Below are 18,495 nucleotides of genomic sequence, written 5' to 3'. Positions count from 1 at the left end.
AGCGGTTCCGGAGCTGGGGCAAGGCGGGGAGCGGAGCCGGGACACGCCGTAAACCCATCCCTGGGGGCTCGATGGCGCCATCCATGGCGCCAACGGTCCCGGCTCCGCTCCCCGCCTTGCCCCTTCCCATCACCGCGTGCGTACCAGCTCAAGCAAAGGCAAGGGCAGAGCCTGTACATCCGATGCGTAATGGTTGCCTGCAATTGCAGAAGGCGGATTTTAATCCTGCATTTGTTCTTGATGTTGCCTTTGACGTTTGCATCCGCCTCCGCGGCCATGTTGGATGGGGGCTGCAGGGGCAGGCGCTGAAGCCAGCCCCCAGCAGACAGGAACGCGCTGCTCTTCAATCCACCTACCCCGCTAGAATGTGCGCATGAAAGCCCTGCACTCCTTCTTCCTCGCCGCCGCCCTGGCGCCGGCCCTGCTGTCCGCTCCCGCCCCCGCTCATGCCTGGGGCGCGCAAGGTCACCGCCTGGTCGCCGAAGTCGCCGACGCCCGACTCAACCCCACCGCCCGCACCGAAGTGGACCGCCTGCTGGCCACCGAACCGGACGCCACGCTGGCCAGCATCGCGCCGTGGGCCGACCAGCTGCGTGCCAAGGATCCGGGCCTGGGCCGTCGTTCGGCCGGCTGGCACTACGTCAACATTGCCGAAGACAACTGCCATTACGAAGCACCGAAACACTGCAAAAACGGCAACTGCATCGTCGAAGCCCTGAAGGCACAGAGCGCCATCCTCGGCGACCGCAGCCTGACCGATGGCGAGCGCCTGCAGGCGCTGAAGTTCGTCGTGCACCTGGTCGGCGACATCCACCAGCCGATGCACGCCGGCTATGCCCACGACAAGGGCGGCAACGATTTCCAGCTGCAGTTCGGCAACCGTGGTACCAACCTGCACTCGCTGTGGGACAGCGGCATGCTCAACACCCGCAAGCTGGACGACGCCGGCTATCTGCCACTGCTGCAGAGCCAGCGTGCGCCGAAGCTGGCGCGCCAGTCCAACCCGCAGCGCGACCCGCAGACGTGGGCCGAATCCAGCTGCCGCATCTCCATGCAAGCTGGCGTTTATCCGGCCTCGCGTAAAATCGGCGACGAATACACCGAGCGCTACCGGCCGCTGGCTGAAGCGCAGCTGCGACTGGCCGGTGAGAACCTGGCGCAGTTGCTGAACCGCGTGCTCGGCACGCGCTGAGGAGCATGCAAATGGCAGTCCAGGTGCAGTCGTTCTTCCACCGTGACAGCAACACCTTCAGCTACCTGGTCAGCGACCCGGCCAGCGGCGAGGCAGCGCTGATCGACCCGGTGCTGGACTACGACCCGGATACCGACGCCAGCAGCGAATCACCGTTGCACGCCGCGTTGCAGGCCATCGAGCAACAGGGCCTGCACCTGCGCTGGCTGCTGGAAACCCATGCCCACGCCGACCATGTGTCGGCCGGGCGCCGGCTCAAGCAGCACTTTCCGCAGGCCACGCTGGCCATCGGCGAAGGCATCCGCGCGGTGCAGGCCACTTTTGCACCGCGCTATGGCCTGCAGCTGCCAGCGGCCGATGAAATCTTCGACCACCTGTTCAGCGATGGCGAGACGTTTGCGCTTGGCGAACTGCGCGGCCAGGTGATCGCCGTGCCGGGCCACACCAGCGACAGCATTGCCTATCTGATCGACGATGCGCTGTTCACCGGCGACTCGCTGTTCATGCCTGACGGCGGCACCGCCCGCTGCGACTTCCCGGGCGGTGACGCCGCGCAGTTGTACCGTTCAATCCAGCGCCTGCTGGCGCTGCCCGATGCGACGCGCGTGTTCGTCTGCCACGACTACGGCCCGGGTGGTCGTGCATTCGCCAACGAAACCACCATCGGCGAACAGCGCACGCACAACATCCACGTGCACGATGGCGTGGCCGAGGCGGAGTTCGTCAGCGTGCGCCAGGCCCGGGATGCCACGCTGGAAGAACCCAAGCTGATGCAGCCGGCGGTGAAGGCCAACATCCAGGGCGGGGCCTGACGCACGCGGCTGCGCTCGCCGGGCAAAGCCCGGCGCTATCGGTTTCCATCACGGACCACGGACGTTCATTTTCCCTGCGTCCGCACTACATGCCGGCCCTTCACGATCTCGAAGGTAAAGGCGTACTGCAGGGTGACCGCCACCGGCTCGACCCGTTCGGCGCCGCGACAGTCACCGCGGTCGGCAGGCACCTTGCCAGCCTCGAAGTGGCAGACCGCTGCGGACGAGTACTTCCACATCGCCACGGCGTCCTGCGCAGCCTGCAGCAGGGGCGCATTCTCGCGTGCAGCCCCTGCGGCACAGTCCTGGCGATCGGTCAGCGGCATGCTGCGTTCGACGCTGCCCTGCGCATCCACCACCACCTGCAGGCAGATCGTAGTCGGCGCCAGTTCCGCGCGCGGATCACGATCGCCGACCTCCGGGTCCGGTGCCGCGTAGAGCTGTGGCATCCGGTAACCCTCGGTCGCACCCAGCGAATACACCTGCAACTGCCCACTGCCACCGCCCGCCTGCGGCTGCAGGCGCTGGTGGCCGACATTCTCGCTGCGGGTATCCACCGTGGTCAGCCGCTCCTGGCTGGCGCATCCGGCCAACAGCGCCGCCGTCATCCACAGCGGCGCGCACTTCACTTCGCGTCCTCGGTGTCGTCCATGGCAAAGGTGATTGGAATACGTACGGCAGCAGCCACCGGCTTGCCGTTCTTCATTGCCGGACGATAGGTCCAGCTGCGCGCAGCCGCCACCGACACCGCATCGAACACGCCGGGATTGGTAGCGCTGAGCACCTGGACATCGGCGGGACGCCCCAGCGCATCCACCTCCACGCGCAGGTTCACCACGCCCACCTGGCGCTGCTCGATCGCAGACTTCGGGTAGGACGGCGGTGGCATCTTGTCGACCTGGATCGGACGGTCCAGCCCTGCCTTGGCCGCATCTTCTTCAGCGTGCTCGAACGGCTCGACACCGATCCTCGGGCTCCCGGCCGCGCCGCCCTGGCTGGCCCACGCCACCGCCCCCATGCCCAGGCACAACCCGACCACCAGCACCTGCCCGGACACCCACGGCAATGCCTTCCGCTTGGACTGCTTCAACATGGCGATACGCTCCTTCAACACGGGTTGGCTGCGCCAATGGCAGACCGCGGGCGCAACCGGGTGGACCAGCTGCGCCTTCAGCAGCGTGCTGGCGTAGAGGCCGCGCAGCGCAGGCTGCGGGCCGATGGTGCGGGCATCGCAGGCCAGCTCCTGGTCGCGCAGGAAGCGGCGTGCGGCCCACGGCAACAGCGGGTGGAACCAGAACACCGCGCGGACCAGCAGCAACGCGCCGTTGGCCCAGTGATCGCCATGGCGGCGATGACTGCGCTCGTGCTGCAGGATCAGGTTCTGCTCCTGTGCGGTGAACTGCTGATCGAATGCCGGGCCGACAACGATGCGCGGCCGCCACAGGCCGACCAGCGCCGGCAGCCCGGGATCGCCGCTGGCCTGCCAGCTGCCATCGGCACGCGCACGCAGTGAGCCCATGCTGCGTTCGAAACGGCGCTGCGCACGCAGGTCGCGCAGCAGGCAGATGCCCGTGCCCAGCGCCCACGCCAACAGAAACAGCAGGGCCCACGGCAGCGACTGCCCGGTCAGTCCATCCACCGCCCCCGGCACCACTTTCAGCGGCACTGTCGGCACGTGCTGCAACAGCGCAGCCTGTGGCAATGGCAGCAACAAGGTCACCAGCAGCAACGGCAGCAGCCACCAGCTGCGATAGGCCAGCCCGGCGCCGCCCAGGCTCACCAGCAGCGGTCGCAGCGCCGCCAGCAGCAGCACGCCTACCGCCAGCCACAGACTGGCCCGCCAGAGTCCGTCGAGCAGCTCAGTCATGGTCCAGCTCCTGGATCAGCTTCTTCAGTTCGGCGATGTCCTGCGCACTCAACTGGCCCCGTTCGCTGAAGTGCGCGACCAGCGGCGCGACGCGCCCTTCGAAGACACGGCCGATGAAGTCCTGGCTCTGCGCCTCCACCCACGCCTGTCGCTGCAGCAGCGGCCGGTACAGGTAACGCCGTCCATCGCGCTCGGCGGCGATCGCGCCCTTGGTCAGCAGGCGGTTGAGCAGGGTCTTGATGGTCGGCTCGGCCCAGTCGCGATGGGCCAGCGTGGCCACCACGTCATCGGCGCTGCGCGGTGCCTGCTGCCACAGCACCTCCATCACAACGGCTTCGGCTTCGCTGATCGGGGTCATGGTTTACATCCGTAATCGACAATTCGATTACGCGCGTAATCAGACTCCCTGTCAAGCCCCTCGACTCCGGGTTCATCCCGGCTGCGCAAGCATCGGTTCCTCCCGCCCCCCGGCCCCGGATGAAAGCGCTGCCCAAGAAGGATTTCCCGGTCGAGCAGGCCCGCCGCTTCCTCGAACCCGGCCCGATCGTGCTGGTCAGCACAGCGTGGCGCGGCCAGCGCAACCTGATGACGATGGGCTGGCACATGGTGATGGGCTTCTCGCCTTCACTGGTCGCCACCTACCTGTGGCACGAGAACCACAGCCACGCATTGGCGCGTAGTAGCGGCGAGTGCGTGATCAATGTTCCCGGCGTGGAGCTGCTCGATACGGTCGTGGACATCGGCAACTGCAGCGGCCGCGAAGTCGACAAGTTCGCCCGTTTCGGGCTGGATGCACTGCCCGCGCGCGAGGTCGGCGCGCCGCTGGTCGGACAATGCCATTCGTGCTTCGAATGCCACCTCTACGACGATAGCCAGGTGGAATCGAGCAACCTGTTCATCTGGGAAATTGTGCGTGCGCACGTGGCGCCGCGGCCGAAACTGCCGCGCACCGTGCATTACCGCGGCGATGGGCAGTTCATGGTGTCCGGCGCGGAAGTCTCGCGTCGACGGCGGTTCAAGCCCGACATGCTGTAATGCCCGCACTCCCCCAGACGCAGGACCGCCGCGCATGACCGAACACCTCACCGACCTGGACGCCGCCGTCGACTGGTTGTTTGCGCGCGTGGACGGGCCGCTGCGGATCGGGGCACCGCTGGCACTGGGCAAGCCGCATCGGTTGCTCAATGCCCTCTACGCACGTGTCGAGCACGACCCTTCGCGGCCGCTGCAGCTGTATACCGCGTTGTCACTGAATCCACCGAAGGCGCGCGGCAACGGCCTGGAAGCACGCTTCATGGCCCCGTTCGCGCAGCGTCACTTCGGCGATGATTTCCCGCGCCTGGCCTATGCCGATGCGATCGCGCGCGACGCGCTGCCGGCACATGTGCAGGTGGAAGAGTTCTACATGCAGTCCGGCGCCCTGCTCGGTTCGCGGCAGGCGCAGTCCAGCTATACCAGCCTGAACTACACCCACGCCGCCGATGCGGTGGCGCAGCGCGCGCCGCAGGTGATCGTGCAGAAAGTGGCGATGCGGCCGGATGACCGCCGGCTTTCGCTGTCGTGCAACAACGACATCACCCAGGACACGCTGGATGCAATGACCGCACGTGGTCTGCCGCGCCCATTGATGATCGCCGAGATCGATCCGCAGCTGCCCTATCTGGGCGGCTCGGCCACGGTCGATGTGTCGTTCTTCGATCTGGTGATTACCCCGCCGCCGCCGTATCCGGCGCTGTTCGGGCTGCCGCGGCAGCCGGTCGGCGACGCCGACTACGCCATCGGCCTGTACGCCAGCACGCTGGTGCGCGACGGCGGCACTCTGCAGATCGGCATCGGCACGCTGGCCGACGCGCTCAGCCATGCGCTGGTGCTGCGCCACACCGACAACGCCCGCTACCGCCGCGTGCTGCACGCGCTGGATCCGCAGCTGGCCAGCCACCCGCTGGTGCAGGAAATCGGCGGCGTGGACCCGTTCGAAGTGGGCCTGTACGGCTGCAGCGAGATGCTCAACGAGGGCTTCCGCCGGCTGGTGCAGACCGGGGTGATCAAGCGCAAGGTGCACGACGACCTGGCGCTGATGCAGCGCATCGAGAATGGCAGCACGCTGTCCATCGACCATGCCACCCTCGCCGCCGAAGGCGAGTACCTGCACGGCGCGTTCTACCTGGGTTCACCCGAGTTCTACGAGTGGCTGCGCACGTTGCCGGAGGACGAGTGTCGCGCAATCGGCATGCGCCGGATCAGTGAGATTAACCAGTTGTACGGCGGCAACGAGACGCTGGAGCGCCTGCAGCGTCGCCATGCGCGCTTCTTCAACTCCTGCATGATGGCCACCGCGCTGGGCGCGGCGGTGTCGGATGCGCTGGACGATGGACGCGTGGTATCCGGTGTGGGCGGTCAGTACAACTTCGTGGCGATGGCACATGCGCTGCCGGAAGCCCGCAGCGTGCTGATGTTCCGCGCCGCGCGCGATGACAAGGGCCGGCGCGAATCCAACGTGCGCTGGAACTACGGCCACACCACCATTCCGCGCCACCTGCGCGACATTTACCTCAACGAATACGGCATCGCCGATCTGCGCGGCCTGACCGACGAGGACTGCGTGCATGCGATGACCGCGATCACCGAGGCCCCGTTCCAGAGCGGCCTGCTGCAGCAGGCACACGCTTCGCGCAAGCTGCTCGCGGCCACGCAGCCGGATCCGCAGCGCCAGCAGCGCAACACGCCGCAGGCACTGGCCGCGGCACTGGCCCCATTCCGCGCCGATTGCAGCCTGCCCGACTATCCACTGGGCAGCGATTTCAACGAGATCGAGCAGGTCCTGGTGAAGGCGCTGGGCTGGCTGAAGGCCAACACGCAGACCCGCGGCGACAAGCTGCGCACGGTCTGGGCGGCGCTGGGTCAACCTGCCGGCGACGGCGATGCGGTGTACCTGCAGCGCATGGGCCTGCAGGCCCCGAAGGATTTCGCCGAGCGCCTGGACGCACGCCTGCTGCGGCTGGCACTGGCACGCACCGCCTGAAAAAAGGGACGGAGGGAATCAAGTCGCATGTATACAAACGACTTGATTCCCTCCGTCCCCTTTTTCTCATCCACGCATGGCGTGGATCTACCGCTCTATCCTCACTGCATCCTCAAGATACAGACGGGCAATCGGTGGATGCGATCGATGCTCGACCTGCCACAGGTCGTATGCCGCCTGCATCGCCAGCCACATGCGGGCATTGCCCAGACCTGCAAGCTCAAGACGGAATGCGAGTTCCGCGGAGATGCCGGCGTGCCCGTTGATGATCGTCGACAACTGTCCGCGCGAGTAGCCAAGATGCTGCGCCAGCGCACTGATCGACATACGGATTGCTGGCAGGATGTCTTCGCGCAGCGATTCCCCGGGATGCGGCGGATCATGCAACGGCATCGGGCAGACTCCTAGTGGTAATCGTAGCCGCTATAGCTCCCGCGCAGGGGGTGCAGGCGATTTCCGGGCAGCCCCATGTCCCCAGGCACGCGGGCCTGATCCAGCTGCAGAAGCAAACGCCGCAACCGGGCCACATGATCGGCACGGACTCCGGACATGTCGCTCCGCTCATAGAGCGCCTTCAGGCCCTTATGCCTGAAGCTGACGATCATGCGGCACCAGTGTAAGGCATCACCTTACACCCCGCAAATCCACCATGGGTTTCTGCGCCGATCTTCTTGTCCATGACCACTTCTGAGGGTGCCTCGGCAGGTCCTCCTTTTCGCAAGGAATGCAGGTCAGATGAAGAGGCCAACGCGACACTGGTGCCGCCGGGTGGAACATTCCGGGCAAAGGAAAAGGGGACGGAGGGGATTAAGTCGCATGTGCACAAACGACTTAATCCCCTCCGTCCCCTTTTTCTCTACTCTGGAGAACGAGAAAGGCCGGCTTGCGCCGGCCTTTCCTTTGTTGCGCCGAGAGGCTGCTTACAGCGCCTTGGCGGCTTCCACCACGTGGGCCGTGGTGATGCCGAAGTGCTTGTACAGCTGGTCGGCCGGGGCCGAGGCACCGAAGGTGTCGATACCGATCACCGCACCGTCCAGGCCGACGAACTGGCGCCAGAAACCGGTGACGCCGGCTTCCACGGCCACGCGCTTGCGCACGGCGTTCGGCAGCACCGATTCACGGTAGGCCGCATCCTGGCGCAGGAACACGTCGGTGGACGGCATCGAGACCACGCGGGTCTTGAGGCCGGCCGCGTCCAGCTGGGCCTTGGCCTCGATGGCCAGCGAAACTTCCGAACCGGTGGCGATCAGGATCACGTCCGGGGTACCGGCGGCATCGGCAAGCACGTAGCCACCGCGCTCGATCTGAGCGATCTGCTCGGCGTTGCGCGGCTGGTGCGGCAAGTTCTGGCGGCTGAACACCAGGCAGCTCGGGCCATCCTGGCGGGTGATCGCGGCCTTCCAGCTCACCGCCGACTCGACCGCATCGCACGGACGCCACACATCGTTGTTCGGGATGTAGCGCAGCGAGGCCAGGTGCTCCACCGGCTGGTGGGTCGGGCCGTCTTCGCCCAGGCCGATCGAGTCGTGAGTGTAGACGTGGATGGCGTGGGCCGGGATCAGCGCGCTCATGCGCACGCCATTGCGGGCGTAGTCGCTGAACACCAGGAAGGTGGCGTCGAACGGAATGAAACCACCGTGCAGGGCCAGGCCATTGGCGATCGCGGTCATGCCGAACTCGCGCACGCCGTAATACACGTAGTTGGCGTTGGCGTCGTCGCTGGCGACCGACTTGCTGCCCTTCCACAGGGTCAGGTTGGAGTGCGCCAGGTCGGCCGAGCCGCCGACGATTTCCGGCAGCAGCGGGGCGTAGGCTTCGATGGCCAGCTGCGAGGCCTTGCGCGAGGCGATCGTCGGGCCTTCAGCGGCCACCTGGGCGATGTAGGCATCGGCCTTGGCAACGAAGTCGGCCGGCAGCTCGCCGTGCGAACGGCGGGTCAGCTCGGACGCTTCAGCCGGGTACTGGCTGGCGTACTTGTCGAACAGCTGTTCCCACTCGGCCTGGCGCAGGGTGCCGGCGCCATTGGCGCGCCAGCCGTCGTAGATCGCCTGCGGGATCTCGAACGGACCGTATTCCCAGCCCAGCTGCTTGCGGGTGGCTTCCAGCTCGTCCTTGCCCAGCGGTGCGCCGTGGCTGGATTCCTTGCCCGCCTTGTTCGGCGAACCGAAACCAATGGTGGTGCGGCAGCAGATCAGGGTCGGCTTGTCGCTCTGCGACAGCGCGGCCTCGATGCCGGCCTTGATGCTTTCCGGGTCGTGGCCATCGACGTCGCGGACCACGTTCCAGCCGTAGGCCTCGAAACGCTCCGGAGTGTTGTCGGTGAACCAGCCCTCGACGTTGCCGTCGATGGAGATGTGGTTGTTGTCCCAGAAGCAGACCAGCTTGTGCAGGCCCCAGGTACCGGCCAGCGAGGCCGCTTCATGCGACACGCCTTCCATCAGGCAGCCATCGCCCATGAACACCCAGGTGCGGTGGTCGACCACTTCCAGCTCCGGGCGGTTGAAGCGCTGTGCCAGCAGCTTCTCGGCCAGGGCGAAGCCCACGGCGTTGGCGAAACCCTGGCCCAGCGGGCCGGTGGTGGTTTCCACGCCCGGGGTCTCGTGGCGTTCCGGGTGACCGGCGGTGTGGCTGCCCAGCTGACGGAACAGCTTCAGCTGCTCGATCGGCAGGTCGTAACCGCTCAGGTGCAGCAACGCGTACTGCAGCATCGAACCGTGGCCGTTGGACAGCACGAAACGGTCGCGGTTGAACCAGTGCGGATTGCTCGGGTTATGGCGGAGGTAGTCGTTCCAGAGGACTTCGGCGATGTCGGCCATGCCCATGGGCATGCCGGGGTGGCCGGACTTTGCGGTTTCAACCGCATCGGCGGCAAGGAAGCGGATGGCGTTGGCCAACTGGCGACGGGTAGGCTGCGTCATGGTTCTGTCGGAATCGGGAGGCGGCCGCGGACGTGCGGGCGGCCTATTGTCCCATAGTCGCCGGGCAGGGGGTCGGTTCACCTTGCCCGGTCGTGCCGGCCGCTGGTCGGCACTTCATGATCTCCGCCGGATTCCGCATGTGAAACGGGGTCGGAGCCCTTTCCCTGCGGAAAGGAATCCGACCCCGATCAGGTCGCCAGCAGTGGCGCCGGACTCAGTCCTGCTGCGGGCCCAGCGCCGGGCCGTCATGGGACTCGCCCTTGGCCACCAGCGTGGTCAGGGCCAGGTCGCCGGTCACGTTCAGCGCGGTGCGGCACATGTCCAGGAAGTGGTTCACGCCCAGGATCAGGCCGATGCCCAGCGGGTTCACGCCGACCATCGCACAGATCATCGCCACCACCGGCAGCGAGCCCGACGGCACACCAGCGGTACCGATGCCACCAAGGATGCAGACCGCCATCACCATGAACTGCTGGCCGATGCTCAGGTCCACACCGAAGAACTGGGCCAGGAAGATCACCGTCACGCCCTCGAACAGCGCGGTGCCGTTCTGGTTGGCGGTGGCGCCGACGGTCAGCACGAAGCGCGACACGCGCTGCGGCAGGCCCATCTGGTCGGCCACGCGCAGTGCGGTCGGCAGGGTGGCATTGCTGGAGGCGGTGGAGAACGCCATCACCGTCGCTTCCTGGGTATCGCGGAAGAACGACAGCGGCGAACGCCCGGACAGCCACACCGCGGTGCCGTAGGTCACGATCATGTGCAGGCCCAGCGCCAGCACCACCACACCCACGTAGGCCCCGAGGCGGATGATCAGCTCGAAACCGAACAGCGCGGCCAGGTTGAACATGAAGCAGGCCACCGCGTACGGGGCCAGGCGGATGACCAGGTTGATCAGGGTCATCGAGATTTCGAACACGCCTTCGATGGCGCGGCGCAGCGGGGCGACCTTCTCGTTGTCGGTCAGCACCATGCCGATGCCGAACATCAGCGCGAAGAACATCAGCGACAGGATCGCGCCGTTGTCCGACGCCGCCTGCAGCACGTTGCTCGGCACGATCGACAGCAGCATGTCCATGCCCTTCGGCGTGCCATGGATGCCCGCGACGATCTCCTTGCTGCGCTCGGCGTTCTCCGACAGCATCATCGCGGCGACCTGCGGGTCGACACCGGCGCCCGGCTTGAGCACGTTGACCAGCACCAGGCCGATGCCCACCGCGATGCCGGACAGCAGCACGGTGTAGGCCAGCGTCTTCCAGCCGATGCGGCCGAGGGCGCGGATGTCGCCCATCTCCGACACGCCCATGATCAGCGCCGAGAAGATCAGCGGCACGATCAGCATGAAGATCAGGTTGAGGAACAGGCCCGACGCCGGGGTGGTGACGTAGTCCATTACCCACTTGGCACCGGCCTGCAGACCATCGATGCTGCCGCCCAGGGCGTGCACGATCAGTCCCAGGACCAGGCCGATCGCAAAGCCGATGCCCATCTTCCAATGCAGGGGCAACTTCTTCTTGTCGGCAGCAGCTGCTGTCATACGCGGGTTTCCTCGAAAAATGAATGCACTCTAACAAAGCGCGCAAGCGGCGCCGGTTCAGGTTCGCCGCGGTGGATACAGCGGCGCCAGGCCAGTGTCGGCGGTGCCCGCGGCCGCCGACCAGTGCGGTCCGTCACGGAAGACCTCGCGCAGACGCGAACGCAGCGGCGCCAGATCACCCTGCCCGCCCCAACGCGCCTGCTGCAGGTCCTGCAGCACCTGGCGCTGGGCTGCATCCCCAAGCCGCGCGATGACCTGCTCGATGCGTTCAACGCCGGCCATCGCACACAGCTGTGCTTCCACCTGGTCGAAGCCCTCGCCATCCAGCGCGCGGCGCAGTTCGGCCAGGCCGGCACGTCCGCTCGCCACAGTCGGCACAGAGGACTTTCCGGCTGCGGGCGCCACGGCACGCGGGCGCCTGCCTCGCTGCCAGCCCCACAGCAGGGTCAACAGCCACAGCAACGCCAGGCCGATGGCCGCGGCCATCCACGGCCACGGACGCTCGGACAGGCCGTTGGCACGCGGATCGGTCGCCGCGATGCGGCTGTCCTGGCCATCGGTGCCGGGCAGCGCGGCGTCGGTGTCGATCGGCGGCAACGGTGCCGGTGAGGCAGTGCCAGTACCGGCCGCGACGGCCAGCGTCAGGTCCGGCAGCTTCGCCTCCTGGGCCTTGCCATTACGCACATCCCACCAGGGCAGGCGCGGCCCCGGCACCACCAGCGAACCCGGCTGGCGCGGCACGATCGAATAGCGGCGGGTGATCTTCAGGCGCGGCGTACTGCCGTTGAAGGTCTCTTCGTACTGCGCCGGTTCGGCGAACACCTGCGCATTGGCGCCGACATCCGGCACCGGCAGGTCGGTGAACTGCGCGCGCGTCGCGCCTTCGGCAACCGCTTCGACCACCACGTTGGCGGCCTCACCGGTGCGGGCACTGGTCGGTGCACTGGTGTAGCGCAGCTGCAGGCTCTGCAGGGGCAGCCACGGCTGCGGCGCCTGCGCCGGCTGTGCCTGCACCTGCAGCGTGCGGTCGGCACTGGTGGCATTCATTCGACCGTCGCCACCACCGAAGAAATCATCGAAGAAGCCACCGGCGCTGCGGCCACTGAAACGCGCACCGGCCAGCTTCAACGCGCCACTGCGCTCGGGGATCAGCAGGAAACGCCGTTCGACCACGTTGTAGCGGCGCCCGTTGACCTGGCGCACATCGGTGCGGTCGTCGCCTACGCGCTGCAACGACGCGCCCGCGGGGGTATCCAGCACCAGTTCGCCGGAGGCCAGCTGCGAGGCGAAATACAGGCGCACCACCACGCCCACGCTCTGCTGCACATACGGCGTATCGTCATCGACAACGGTTTCGATGAAGGCCATCGCATTGCTGTCGGGCCCCGCCACGGCGGCCGCATCGACCTGCAGCGTCAGCGGCGCGGTGCGCGCACTGCCCACCTGCAGGCCGGGCACCACCAGCGCACCACTGCGCCGTGGCGTCAGCGCCACGCCATAAAGGTTGCGCTGCTGCATGCTGCCATTGCTCCACTCCACCTGGCGGCTGCTGGTCTGGCCGCTCAGGTCGAAGTCGGTACGCAATGGCGTGAAGTCCGGGGCACCCTGATCGCTCTCGACATTGAGGGTGACCGTATCGCCCATCGCGATGCGGTCGCGGTCCAACCAGGCGCGCGGCTGCGCCCAGGCCAGCAGCGGCAGCCACAGCAGCAGTGCCGCCAGTACCAGCAGTGGCCTGCACCCGTGCATGTTGATCGCCCGCGTCATCGCCCTTCCCTCTTCCTGCGTTCGTTTTCCAGCTGGAACTTGGCCCGCAGCAACGCGCCCGGATCATCCGGCACACGTCGCATCCACGCCTCCACGGCCTGTTGTTCCTCGCGCTGGCGCGGGGTGGCGCCCTCGCTGCCTGGCACGGGCTTGCCGTCCTGTTCGCCCTTGCCCTCACGTGCCTGCTGCATTGCCTGCTGCATGCGCTGGCGCTGCTGCGCATCGGCCTGCGCCTGCGCCTTGGCATCCTCCACCTGTGGCGGTGCCTGCTGGCCATCGCGGCCACGCTCGCCAGGCTGAGGCTTCGACTGCGTGTTGTTGTCACCCGCCTTGGGCGGGTCCTGCTGGCCCGAAGGCGGCTGGCCCTGGCCGGGATTCTGCTGGCCCTGCTGCGGCTGCCCCTGTGGGTTCTGCTGGCCCTGCGGGCTCTGCGGTTGCTTCTGCTGCCCGTTCTGCTGCGGCTTCTGCTGGTCCTGGCCCTGGCCGCCACCGGATTGCTTGCGCTTGCGCGCGGCATCGACCACGGCGCGGTTGGCCACCGCATCGGCCATGCCCGGATGCAGTGCCAGCGCACGGTCGTAGGCAGCAATCGCGTCGTCGTAGTTGCCTTCGCGTGCCAGCGTGTTGGCCAGGTTGTACCAACCGGCATCGTTGTCGATGCCTTCGAACTGTCTGCGTGCAGTGGCGAAGTCGCCGTTGCGGTACGCCTGAACCCCTTCGGCCAGGCGCTGGTGCTGCACCTGGTCGCTACGCTTCCACAGCGTGCCCTGCGCCGGCTGCGAGGCAGGCGTCGCAGGGGCCTGCGCCTGCGCGTCATTCATCCACGGCAGCAGGCCGACCGCGAGCACCGCGGCCAGCACCGCGCGACGACGGAAGGCCAGCAATGCCAGCAGCATCACCGGCGGCAGCAGCCAGAAGCCTTCGTCACGCCACTGCTTGCCTTCGCCCGGCCGCTGCGCCGCCGTGCCTTCGCGCGCGTCGAGTACACCGAGCGCACGCAGATCGCTGTCATCGGCGGAGATGCGTGCATAGCGCCCTCCCCCTGCAGTGGCGACTGCACGCAGGCTGCCCTCATCCAGCGCAGCCTGGCGGATCTGCCCGCTGCCATCGCGGTAGGCCGCACCGGCAGGCGTGCCCAGTCCCAGCACCGACACCTGCAGACCCAGGCTGCGCGCCTGCGCCGCTGCCAGTGCAGCTTCGCTGTCCGCCTGATCGCTGACCAGCAGGATCTGCCCCTGCAACGCACCGATCTGCCGCATCAAGCGTGTCGCCCAGTCGATGCCGCGGTCGGCACGCTGGCCATCGCGCGGCATCACGTCCGGCGACAGCGCATCCAGATACAGCGCGACGTTGCTGCCGTCGTCGGTCAGCGGCGCCACGGTGTAGGCATCATCGGCATACACCACCAGCCCCACCTGCCCGCCCTGGCGCGCGCGCAGCAGCTCGCCCACTTTCGCCCGCGCCTGCAGCAGGCGCGACGGTGGCAGATCGGTTGCGGTGATCCGGCTGGACAGGTCCAGCACCACCAGCAGCGGCGCGCTGGCCTGGAACATCGGCTGTGCCTGCTGGCGCCAGCTCGGCCCGGCCATGGCCAGAGACGCCAGTGTCCATCCGAGCAGCAACGCCCAGGGCAAACGTGCCCGTCGCCTTGCACCGGCGGCCAGCAGGTGCGGCAACAGGTGCGCGTCCACCGCCTGCCGCCACGCATCACTGCGCCGTTGCCGGTACAGCGCCAACGCGATGATCAGCGGCAGCGCCAGCAGTGCCCACAACCACTCGGGCCGCAGGAAGTGCAGCGCGTTCCAGTCGGGAAGATTCGAAGCAAACGCGATCATCGGCGACGCTCCGGCCACAGCCATGCCAATGCGCCCAGCAGCAACGCCAGGCCCAACGGCCACGCGTAGCGTTCCTCACGCGGGCGCAGGCTCGGGCCCTTTGCGGCCACTGGCTCCAGGCGATCAAGCTCGGCATAGATGCCGGCCAGCTGCGCAGTGTCACGCGCACGGAAGAACTGGCCGCCGGTCATGCTGGCGATCTTCTTCAGGGTGGCCTCATCGACCGGATCCTGGTCGGTGGAAATCGGAATGCCGAACAACCGCATGCTGCCATCGCCGCCAAATGCAACGGTGTGGATGCGCACGCCCTCGGCGCGTGCCACTTCCGCTGCGCGCAGCGGCTCCAGCACACCGGCATTGCTGACACCATCGGTCAACAGGATCAGTACGCGCTGTCCCTCCGGCTGGCTGCGCAGGCGCTTCACCGCCAGGCCGATGGCATCACCGATGGCGGTCTCGCGCCCGGCCAGGCCGACCACGCTGTCGCGCAGCTGGTCACGCACGCTGGCCAGGTCCGCGGTCAGCGGCGTGAGCGTGTAGGCACGGTCGCCGAAGATCAGCAGGCCGACGCGGTCGCCGGCACGACGATCCAGGAAGTCGGCCAGCACGGCCTTGGCTGCGGTGAGGCGATCGACCGCCTGGCCGCCCAGCACCATGTCGCCCTCGCCCATGCTGCCGGACACATCCATCGCCAGCATCATCTGCCGCCCCTGCTGCGGCGGCGTGATGGCTTCGCCCAGCTGCTGCGGTCGTGCCAGCGCGATGCACAGTGCACACCAGCCCAACCACAGCAGCAGCGTGCGCAGCCACGACACGTCAACACGGCCACCACCAGACAGCGCTTCCAGTTCGGCAGCCGCATAAGGCACACGCAGTGCGGCGCCCGGTTCTGCACGGCGCTTCCACCAGCGCATCAGCAGCGGCAACGGCAGCGCCAGCAAAGCCAATGGCCATGCCAGCTGCAGGTCCGGCCATGGCCAGTAGGTCGTCCACAGGTTCATCGGCGGCGCTCCAGCAGCATCGCCAGATAGCGTTCGCGGGCCCAGCTGCGCACAGCGGCCACGTCGTTGCTGTCGACGCGCGGGCGATAGGCGCCTTCGGCCAGCAGGCTGCGACGTGCAGCGGGCAGCGTGCCCTGCGGGTCCACACGCTGCCACCAGGCGTCATCGCGCAGCGATTCACTGCCCGGCACTGCATGACGCGCGGCACGGCGCAGCAGCCCTGCGATCGCCGCCAGTTCTGCTGCAGCGTCGGTGGTCGCTGCCAGCTCCTGGTCGAACAACTGCAACCAGCGCTGGCGACGGCGGCGACGTCGCCACATCACCACGGCGATCACCAGCAGCACCAGCACGACCACCGCGCCGATCATCAGGTAACCGGGGGCTGGCGGCCACCATGACGGTGCCGGCGGCAGCTGCACATCGCGTAACGGCAGTGCGGCGCTCATGCCGGCACCTCGGTCGGCGACGGCGCCAGCCACGCGTCGCTGGGCGCATCGGAGGACAGCACCTGCACGTCGACGCGGCGCGCGCCGAGCTGGCGCCGCAGTTCCTGCAGCGGCTCGACAAAATGCGCCTGCCAGTGTGCCTGCACTTCGCTGCGGCGCAGGTCGAGACCGATACGCTGCTGTGCGGTCTGGAACTGCAGCGCCGCCGAGGGGGGATGCAGTTCCAGGGGATCGACCAGCAGCACCAGGCTGAGGTCGTGATGCTGGGCCAGCGCACTCCAGCGCGCCGGTGGAATGCGGATGGCCTGCTGCGGATCGGCCAGCACCAGCATGCGTGCCCCTGGGCGCAGCACGCGGCCGGCATGATCCAGCGCGCGCTCCAGGCCCAGATCGTCGGCTGGCGGCTGTGCGTACCAGCGGGTCAGCGCGTCGAGCACGCGCAGCACACCGCGCGGTCCACCCGCGGGGGCGATCGGCGCTTCGCGGTCGCTGCCGCGCAGCGCACCCACGCGGTCGCCACGGCGCTGCGCCGACCACGCAGCAACAGCACCGGCGCGGGCGGCCTGCACCGATTTGAAGCGCACGCGGGTACCGAAGTACAGCGCCGGCGACGTATCGGCCACGATCAGGCTGACCCGCTCGCGCTCGGCCTGGAACAATTTGGTATGGGCTCGGCCGGTGCGCGCGGTCACGCGCCAATCGATGTGGCGCGCGTCGTCGCCGGCCACGTATTCGCGCGACTCGGCGTACTCCATGCCGCGGCCACGCAGCGGGGACGGTGCCTGGCCCGCGTTGCCGGCGCGGCCACGGCGCGGCGGCGGCGGACGCTGGGCCAGCCGCCGCAGCGCGACCAGTTCGGCCAGCTGCGGGCGCAGCCCGTCACCTTCGAGCGCAGACGGTGCTTGTTCCAAGGATGGATCGGTCATGCGCAGGCTCAGGGTGCCGGCACCCGGGCCAGCAGCTCCTGCACCAGGCGCTCGCCGTCCCAGCCCTCGGCGGTGGCTTCATAGCTGGGCAGCACGCGATGGCGCAGCACATCAGCGGCCACCGCACGCACGTCATCGGGGGTGACGAAGTCGCGGCCAGCCAGCCAGGCGCGCGCACGTGCGCAGCGTTCCAGTGCGATGGAGCCACGCGGGCTGGCACCCCAGGCGATGCGGCGGCCAAGGCCGGCGTCGTAGCGCGATGGATCGCGCGAGGCCAGCACCAGTTCGATCAGGTAGCGCTCCAGCGCCGGCGCCATGTGCAGGTCCAGCACTTCGCGGCGGGCGTCGAACACGTCCTGCATCGGCATCTTGTCGGGCGCAGGCGCGGCCTCGCCCAGCGCGCCACGGGCGCGCTCGCGGGCCAGCCGCAGGATTTCCGATTCGGCCGCCTGGTCCGGGTAGCCGATGCGCACATGCATCAGGAAGCGGTCCAGCTGCGCTTCCGGCAGCGGGAAGGTGCCTTCCTGCTCGATCGGGTTCTGCGTGGCCATCACCAGGAACAGCGGCGGCAGCGCATAGGTATGGCGGCCAACGGTGACCTGGCGCTCGCCCATGGCTTCCAGCAGTGCCGACTGCACCTTGGCCGGTGCGCGGTTGATTTCGTCGGCCAGCAGGATCGGGTGGAAGATCGGGCCGGGCACGAACTCGAAACGGCCCTCCTGCGGTCGCCAGATCTCGGTGCCGGTGAGGTCGGCCGGCAGCAGGTCAGGCGTGAACTGCACACGGGCAAAGTCTGCCTCCAGGCGCGAGGCCAGCGCACGGATCGCCGTGGTCTTGGCCAGGCCCGGTGCGCCCTCCACCAGCAGATGGCCGTCGGCCAACAGTGCGATCAGCAGGCGTTCGACCAGCGCCGCCTGGCCGACGATCTCGGCCGACAACGCATCGCGCAGCTGGGTGAACGCCGCATGCAGGCGGGAAGTGGCCGGCGCGGGCGGCGGCGAGACGGTTTCGGGCATCGGCGGTGGCAGGTTCATGGGGGCCTTTGACCGGCGCAGGACGGCACGGGTTCCCGACATCATCGCAGGGTGCCCTGCGATTGGCATCAAGAACGGCTGAACAGCTGTCCACGCAGGGCTTGGACCTGCTCCGTGCGTACCGCCAGCCCAAACGAAAAA

The 18,495-nt window shown here is 67.8% G+C and carries 17 protein-coding genes; 4 read left to right on the top strand and 13 right to left on the bottom strand.

Going from position 1 to position 18,495, the window contains the following annotated elements; all coding sequences use genetic code 11:
- Nucleotides 1-373: 373 nt before the first annotated feature.
- Together BKE09_RS15960 and BKE09_RS15955 are read left to right on the top strand one after the other, a co-directional pair.
- Nucleotides 374-1,192, top strand: coding sequence for a S1/P1 nuclease (locus tag BKE09_RS15960; protein WP_075676386.1), 819 nt, complete (start codon nt 374-376; stop codon nt 1,190-1,192).
- 11 nt (nt 1,193-1,203) lie between these two features.
- Nucleotides 1,204-2,004: an MBL fold metallo-hydrolase gene (locus BKE09_RS15955; protein WP_075676385.1), complete on the top strand. Its 801-nt coding sequence runs from the start codon at nt 1,204-1,206 to the stop codon at nt 2,002-2,004.
- Nucleotides 2,005-2,069: 65 nt separating this feature from the next.
- Here BKE09_RS15955 and BKE09_RS15950 read toward each other — a convergent pair whose 3' ends face one another.
- Genes BKE09_RS15950 through BKE09_RS15940 form a run of 3 tightly spaced genes read right to left on the bottom strand, consistent with a single transcriptional unit; the run spans nt 2,070 to nt 4,229 of the window.
- On the bottom strand, nt 2,070-2,633 hold the full coding sequence (locus BKE09_RS15950; RefSeq protein ID WP_075676384.1) for a hypothetical protein: 564 nt from the start codon (nt 2,631-2,633) through the stop codon (nt 2,070-2,072).
- Entirely contained in the window at nt 2,630-3,871 is a 1,242-nt protein-coding gene (locus tag BKE09_RS15945; RefSeq protein WP_075676383.1) for a TonB family protein, read from the bottom strand. The genes BKE09_RS15950 and BKE09_RS15945 overlap by 4 nt, the downstream gene beginning before the upstream one ends.
- The gene (locus BKE09_RS15940; RefSeq protein ID WP_075676382.1) at nt 3,864-4,229 is read right to left on the bottom strand and encodes a BlaI/MecI/CopY family transcriptional regulator; all 366 of its coding nucleotides are present in this window, start codon (nt 4,227-4,229) and stop codon (nt 3,864-3,866) included. Before BKE09_RS15940 ends, BKE09_RS15945 begins: the two co-directional genes overlap by 8 nt.
- 119 nt (nt 4,230-4,348) lie before the next feature.
- On the opposite strand from BKE09_RS15940, the gene BKE09_RS15935 reads away from it, so the two are divergent.
- Both BKE09_RS15935 and BKE09_RS15930 read left to right on the top strand, forming a co-directional pair.
- Entirely contained in the window at nt 4,349-4,906 is a 558-nt protein-coding gene (locus BKE09_RS15935) for a flavin reductase family protein (protein ID WP_075676381.1), read from the top strand.
- Nucleotides 4,907-4,940: 34 nt separating this feature from the next.
- Nucleotides 4,941-6,893 carry an acetyl-CoA hydrolase/transferase C-terminal domain-containing protein gene (locus tag BKE09_RS15930; protein ID WP_075676380.1) on the top strand — a complete coding sequence of 651 codons (1,953 nt, stop codon included), beginning with the start codon at nt 4,941-4,943 and terminating at the stop codon, nt 6,891-6,893.
- An 87-nt stretch (nt 6,894-6,980) separates the two neighbouring features.
- Here the strand turns inward: BKE09_RS15930 and BKE09_RS15925 are convergent, their stop codons facing one another.
- From BKE09_RS15925 to BKE09_RS15880, 10 genes are all read right to left on the bottom strand, one after another.
- Nucleotides 6,981-7,286 carry a HigA family addiction module antitoxin gene (locus BKE09_RS15925; protein ID WP_075676379.1) on the bottom strand — a complete coding sequence of 102 codons (306 nt, stop codon included), beginning with the start codon at nt 7,284-7,286 and terminating at the stop codon, nt 6,981-6,983.
- An 11-nt stretch (nt 7,287-7,297) separates the two neighbouring features.
- Nucleotides 7,298-7,498: a type II toxin-antitoxin system RelE/ParE family toxin gene (locus BKE09_RS15920; protein WP_240502920.1), complete on the bottom strand. Its 201-nt coding sequence runs from the start codon at nt 7,496-7,498 to the stop codon at nt 7,298-7,300.
- 315 nt (nt 7,499-7,813) lie between these two features.
- Nucleotides 7,814-9,811 carry a transketolase gene (gene tkt, locus BKE09_RS15915; protein WP_075676378.1) on the bottom strand — a complete coding sequence of 666 codons (1,998 nt, stop codon included), beginning with the start codon at nt 9,809-9,811 and terminating at the stop codon, nt 7,814-7,816.
- Nucleotides 9,812-10,025: 214 nt separating this feature from the next.
- Complete coding sequence (locus tag BKE09_RS15910; RefSeq protein WP_075676377.1) at nt 10,026-11,345, bottom strand: dicarboxylate/amino acid:cation symporter; 1,320 nt, start codon at nt 11,343-11,345, stop codon at nt 10,026-10,028.
- Between the two features lie 57 nt (nt 11,346-11,402).
- Entirely contained in the window at nt 11,403-13,112 is a 1,710-nt protein-coding gene (locus BKE09_RS15905) for a BatD family protein (protein WP_075676376.1), read from the bottom strand.
- Nucleotides 13,109-14,947, bottom strand: a complete 1,839-nt coding sequence (locus BKE09_RS15900) for a VWA domain-containing protein (RefSeq protein WP_075676375.1) — start codon at nt 14,945-14,947, stop codon at nt 13,109-13,111. The genes BKE09_RS15905 and BKE09_RS15900 overlap by 4 nt, the downstream gene beginning before the upstream one ends.
- Nucleotides 14,944-15,948, bottom strand: coding sequence for a VWA domain-containing protein (locus BKE09_RS15895; RefSeq protein WP_075676374.1), 1,005 nt, complete (start codon nt 15,946-15,948; stop codon nt 14,944-14,946). Before BKE09_RS15895 ends, BKE09_RS15900 begins: the two co-directional genes overlap by 4 nt.
- Nucleotides 15,945-16,394 (bottom strand): DUF4381 family protein, encoded by a 450-nt coding sequence (locus BKE09_RS15890; RefSeq protein WP_075676373.1) that lies wholly within the window; start codon nt 16,392-16,394, stop codon nt 15,945-15,947. The genes BKE09_RS15895 and BKE09_RS15890 overlap by 4 nt, the downstream gene beginning before the upstream one ends.
- The gene (locus BKE09_RS15885) at nt 16,391-17,320 is read right to left on the bottom strand and encodes a DUF58 domain-containing protein (protein ID WP_075676372.1); all 930 of its coding nucleotides are present in this window, start codon (nt 17,318-17,320) and stop codon (nt 16,391-16,393) included. The genes BKE09_RS15890 and BKE09_RS15885 overlap by 4 nt, the downstream gene beginning before the upstream one ends.
- Before the next feature lie 8 nt (nt 17,321-17,328).
- The gene (locus BKE09_RS15880; protein ID WP_075676371.1) at nt 17,329-18,354 is read right to left on the bottom strand and encodes a MoxR family ATPase; all 1,026 of its coding nucleotides are present in this window, start codon (nt 18,352-18,354) and stop codon (nt 17,329-17,331) included.
- Nucleotides 18,355-18,495: the final 141 nt, after the last annotated feature.

The organism is Stenotrophomonas sp. TD3 (assembly GCF_001939825.1).
Classification (GTDB): Bacteria; Pseudomonadota; Gammaproteobacteria; order Xanthomonadales; family Xanthomonadaceae; genus Stenotrophomonas.
The sequence above is the reverse complement of the archived record's forward strand: the minus strand, read 5'-3'. Positions and strand labels throughout refer to the sequence as shown.

Excerpts from the sequence above, each read along its gene's own strand:
- BKE09_RS15960 (WP_075676386.1), top strand. The coding sequence starts at position 374 with ATGAAAGCCCTGCACTCCTTCTTCCTCGCCGCCGCCCTGGCGCCGGCC.
- BKE09_RS15955 (WP_075676385.1), top strand. The coding sequence starts at position 1,204 with ATGGCAGTCCAGGTGCAGTCGTTCTTCCACCGTGACAGCAACACCTTC.
- BKE09_RS15945 (WP_075676383.1), bottom strand. The coding sequence starts at position 3,871 with ATGACTGAGCTGCTCGACGGACTCTGGCGGGCCAGTCTGTGGCTGGCG.
- BKE09_RS15940 (WP_075676382.1), bottom strand. The coding sequence starts at position 4,229 with ATGACCCCGATCAGCGAAGCCGAAGCCGTTGTGATGGAGGTGCTGTGG.
- BKE09_RS15935 (WP_075676381.1), top strand. The coding sequence starts at position 4,349 with ATGAAAGCGCTGCCCAAGAAGGATTTCCCGGTCGAGCAGGCCCGCCGC.
- BKE09_RS15930 (WP_075676380.1), top strand. The coding sequence starts at position 4,941 with ATGACCGAACACCTCACCGACCTGGACGCCGCCGTCGACTGGTTGTTT.
- BKE09_RS15925 (WP_075676379.1), bottom strand. The coding sequence starts at position 7,286 with ATGCCGTTGCATGATCCGCCGCATCCCGGGGAATCGCTGCGCGAAGAC.
- BKE09_RS15920 (WP_240502920.1), bottom strand. The coding sequence starts at position 7,498 with ATGATCGTCAGCTTCAGGCATAAGGGCCTGAAGGCGCTCTATGAGCGG.
- tkt (WP_075676378.1), bottom strand. The coding sequence starts at position 9,811 with ATGACGCAGCCTACCCGTCGCCAGTTGGCCAACGCCATCCGCTTCCTT.
- BKE09_RS15910 (WP_075676377.1), bottom strand. The coding sequence starts at position 11,345 with ATGACAGCAGCTGCTGCCGACAAGAAGAAGTTGCCCCTGCATTGGAAG.
- BKE09_RS15905 (WP_075676376.1), bottom strand. The coding sequence starts at position 13,112 with ATGACGCGGGCGATCAACATGCACGGGTGCAGGCCACTGCTGGTACTG.
- BKE09_RS15900 (WP_075676375.1), bottom strand. The coding sequence starts at position 14,947 with ATGATCGCGTTTGCTTCGAATCTTCCCGACTGGAACGCGCTGCACTTC.
- BKE09_RS15895 (WP_075676374.1), bottom strand. The coding sequence starts at position 15,948 with ATGAACCTGTGGACGACCTACTGGCCATGGCCGGACCTGCAGCTGGCA.
- BKE09_RS15890 (WP_075676373.1), bottom strand. The coding sequence starts at position 16,394 with ATGAGCGCCGCACTGCCGTTACGCGATGTGCAGCTGCCGCCGGCACCG.
- BKE09_RS15885 (WP_075676372.1), bottom strand. The coding sequence starts at position 17,320 with ATGACCGATCCATCCTTGGAACAAGCACCGTCTGCGCTCGAAGGTGAC.
- BKE09_RS15880 (WP_075676371.1), bottom strand. The coding sequence starts at position 18,354 with ATGAACCTGCCACCGCCGATGCCCGAAACCGTCTCGCCGCCGCCCGCG.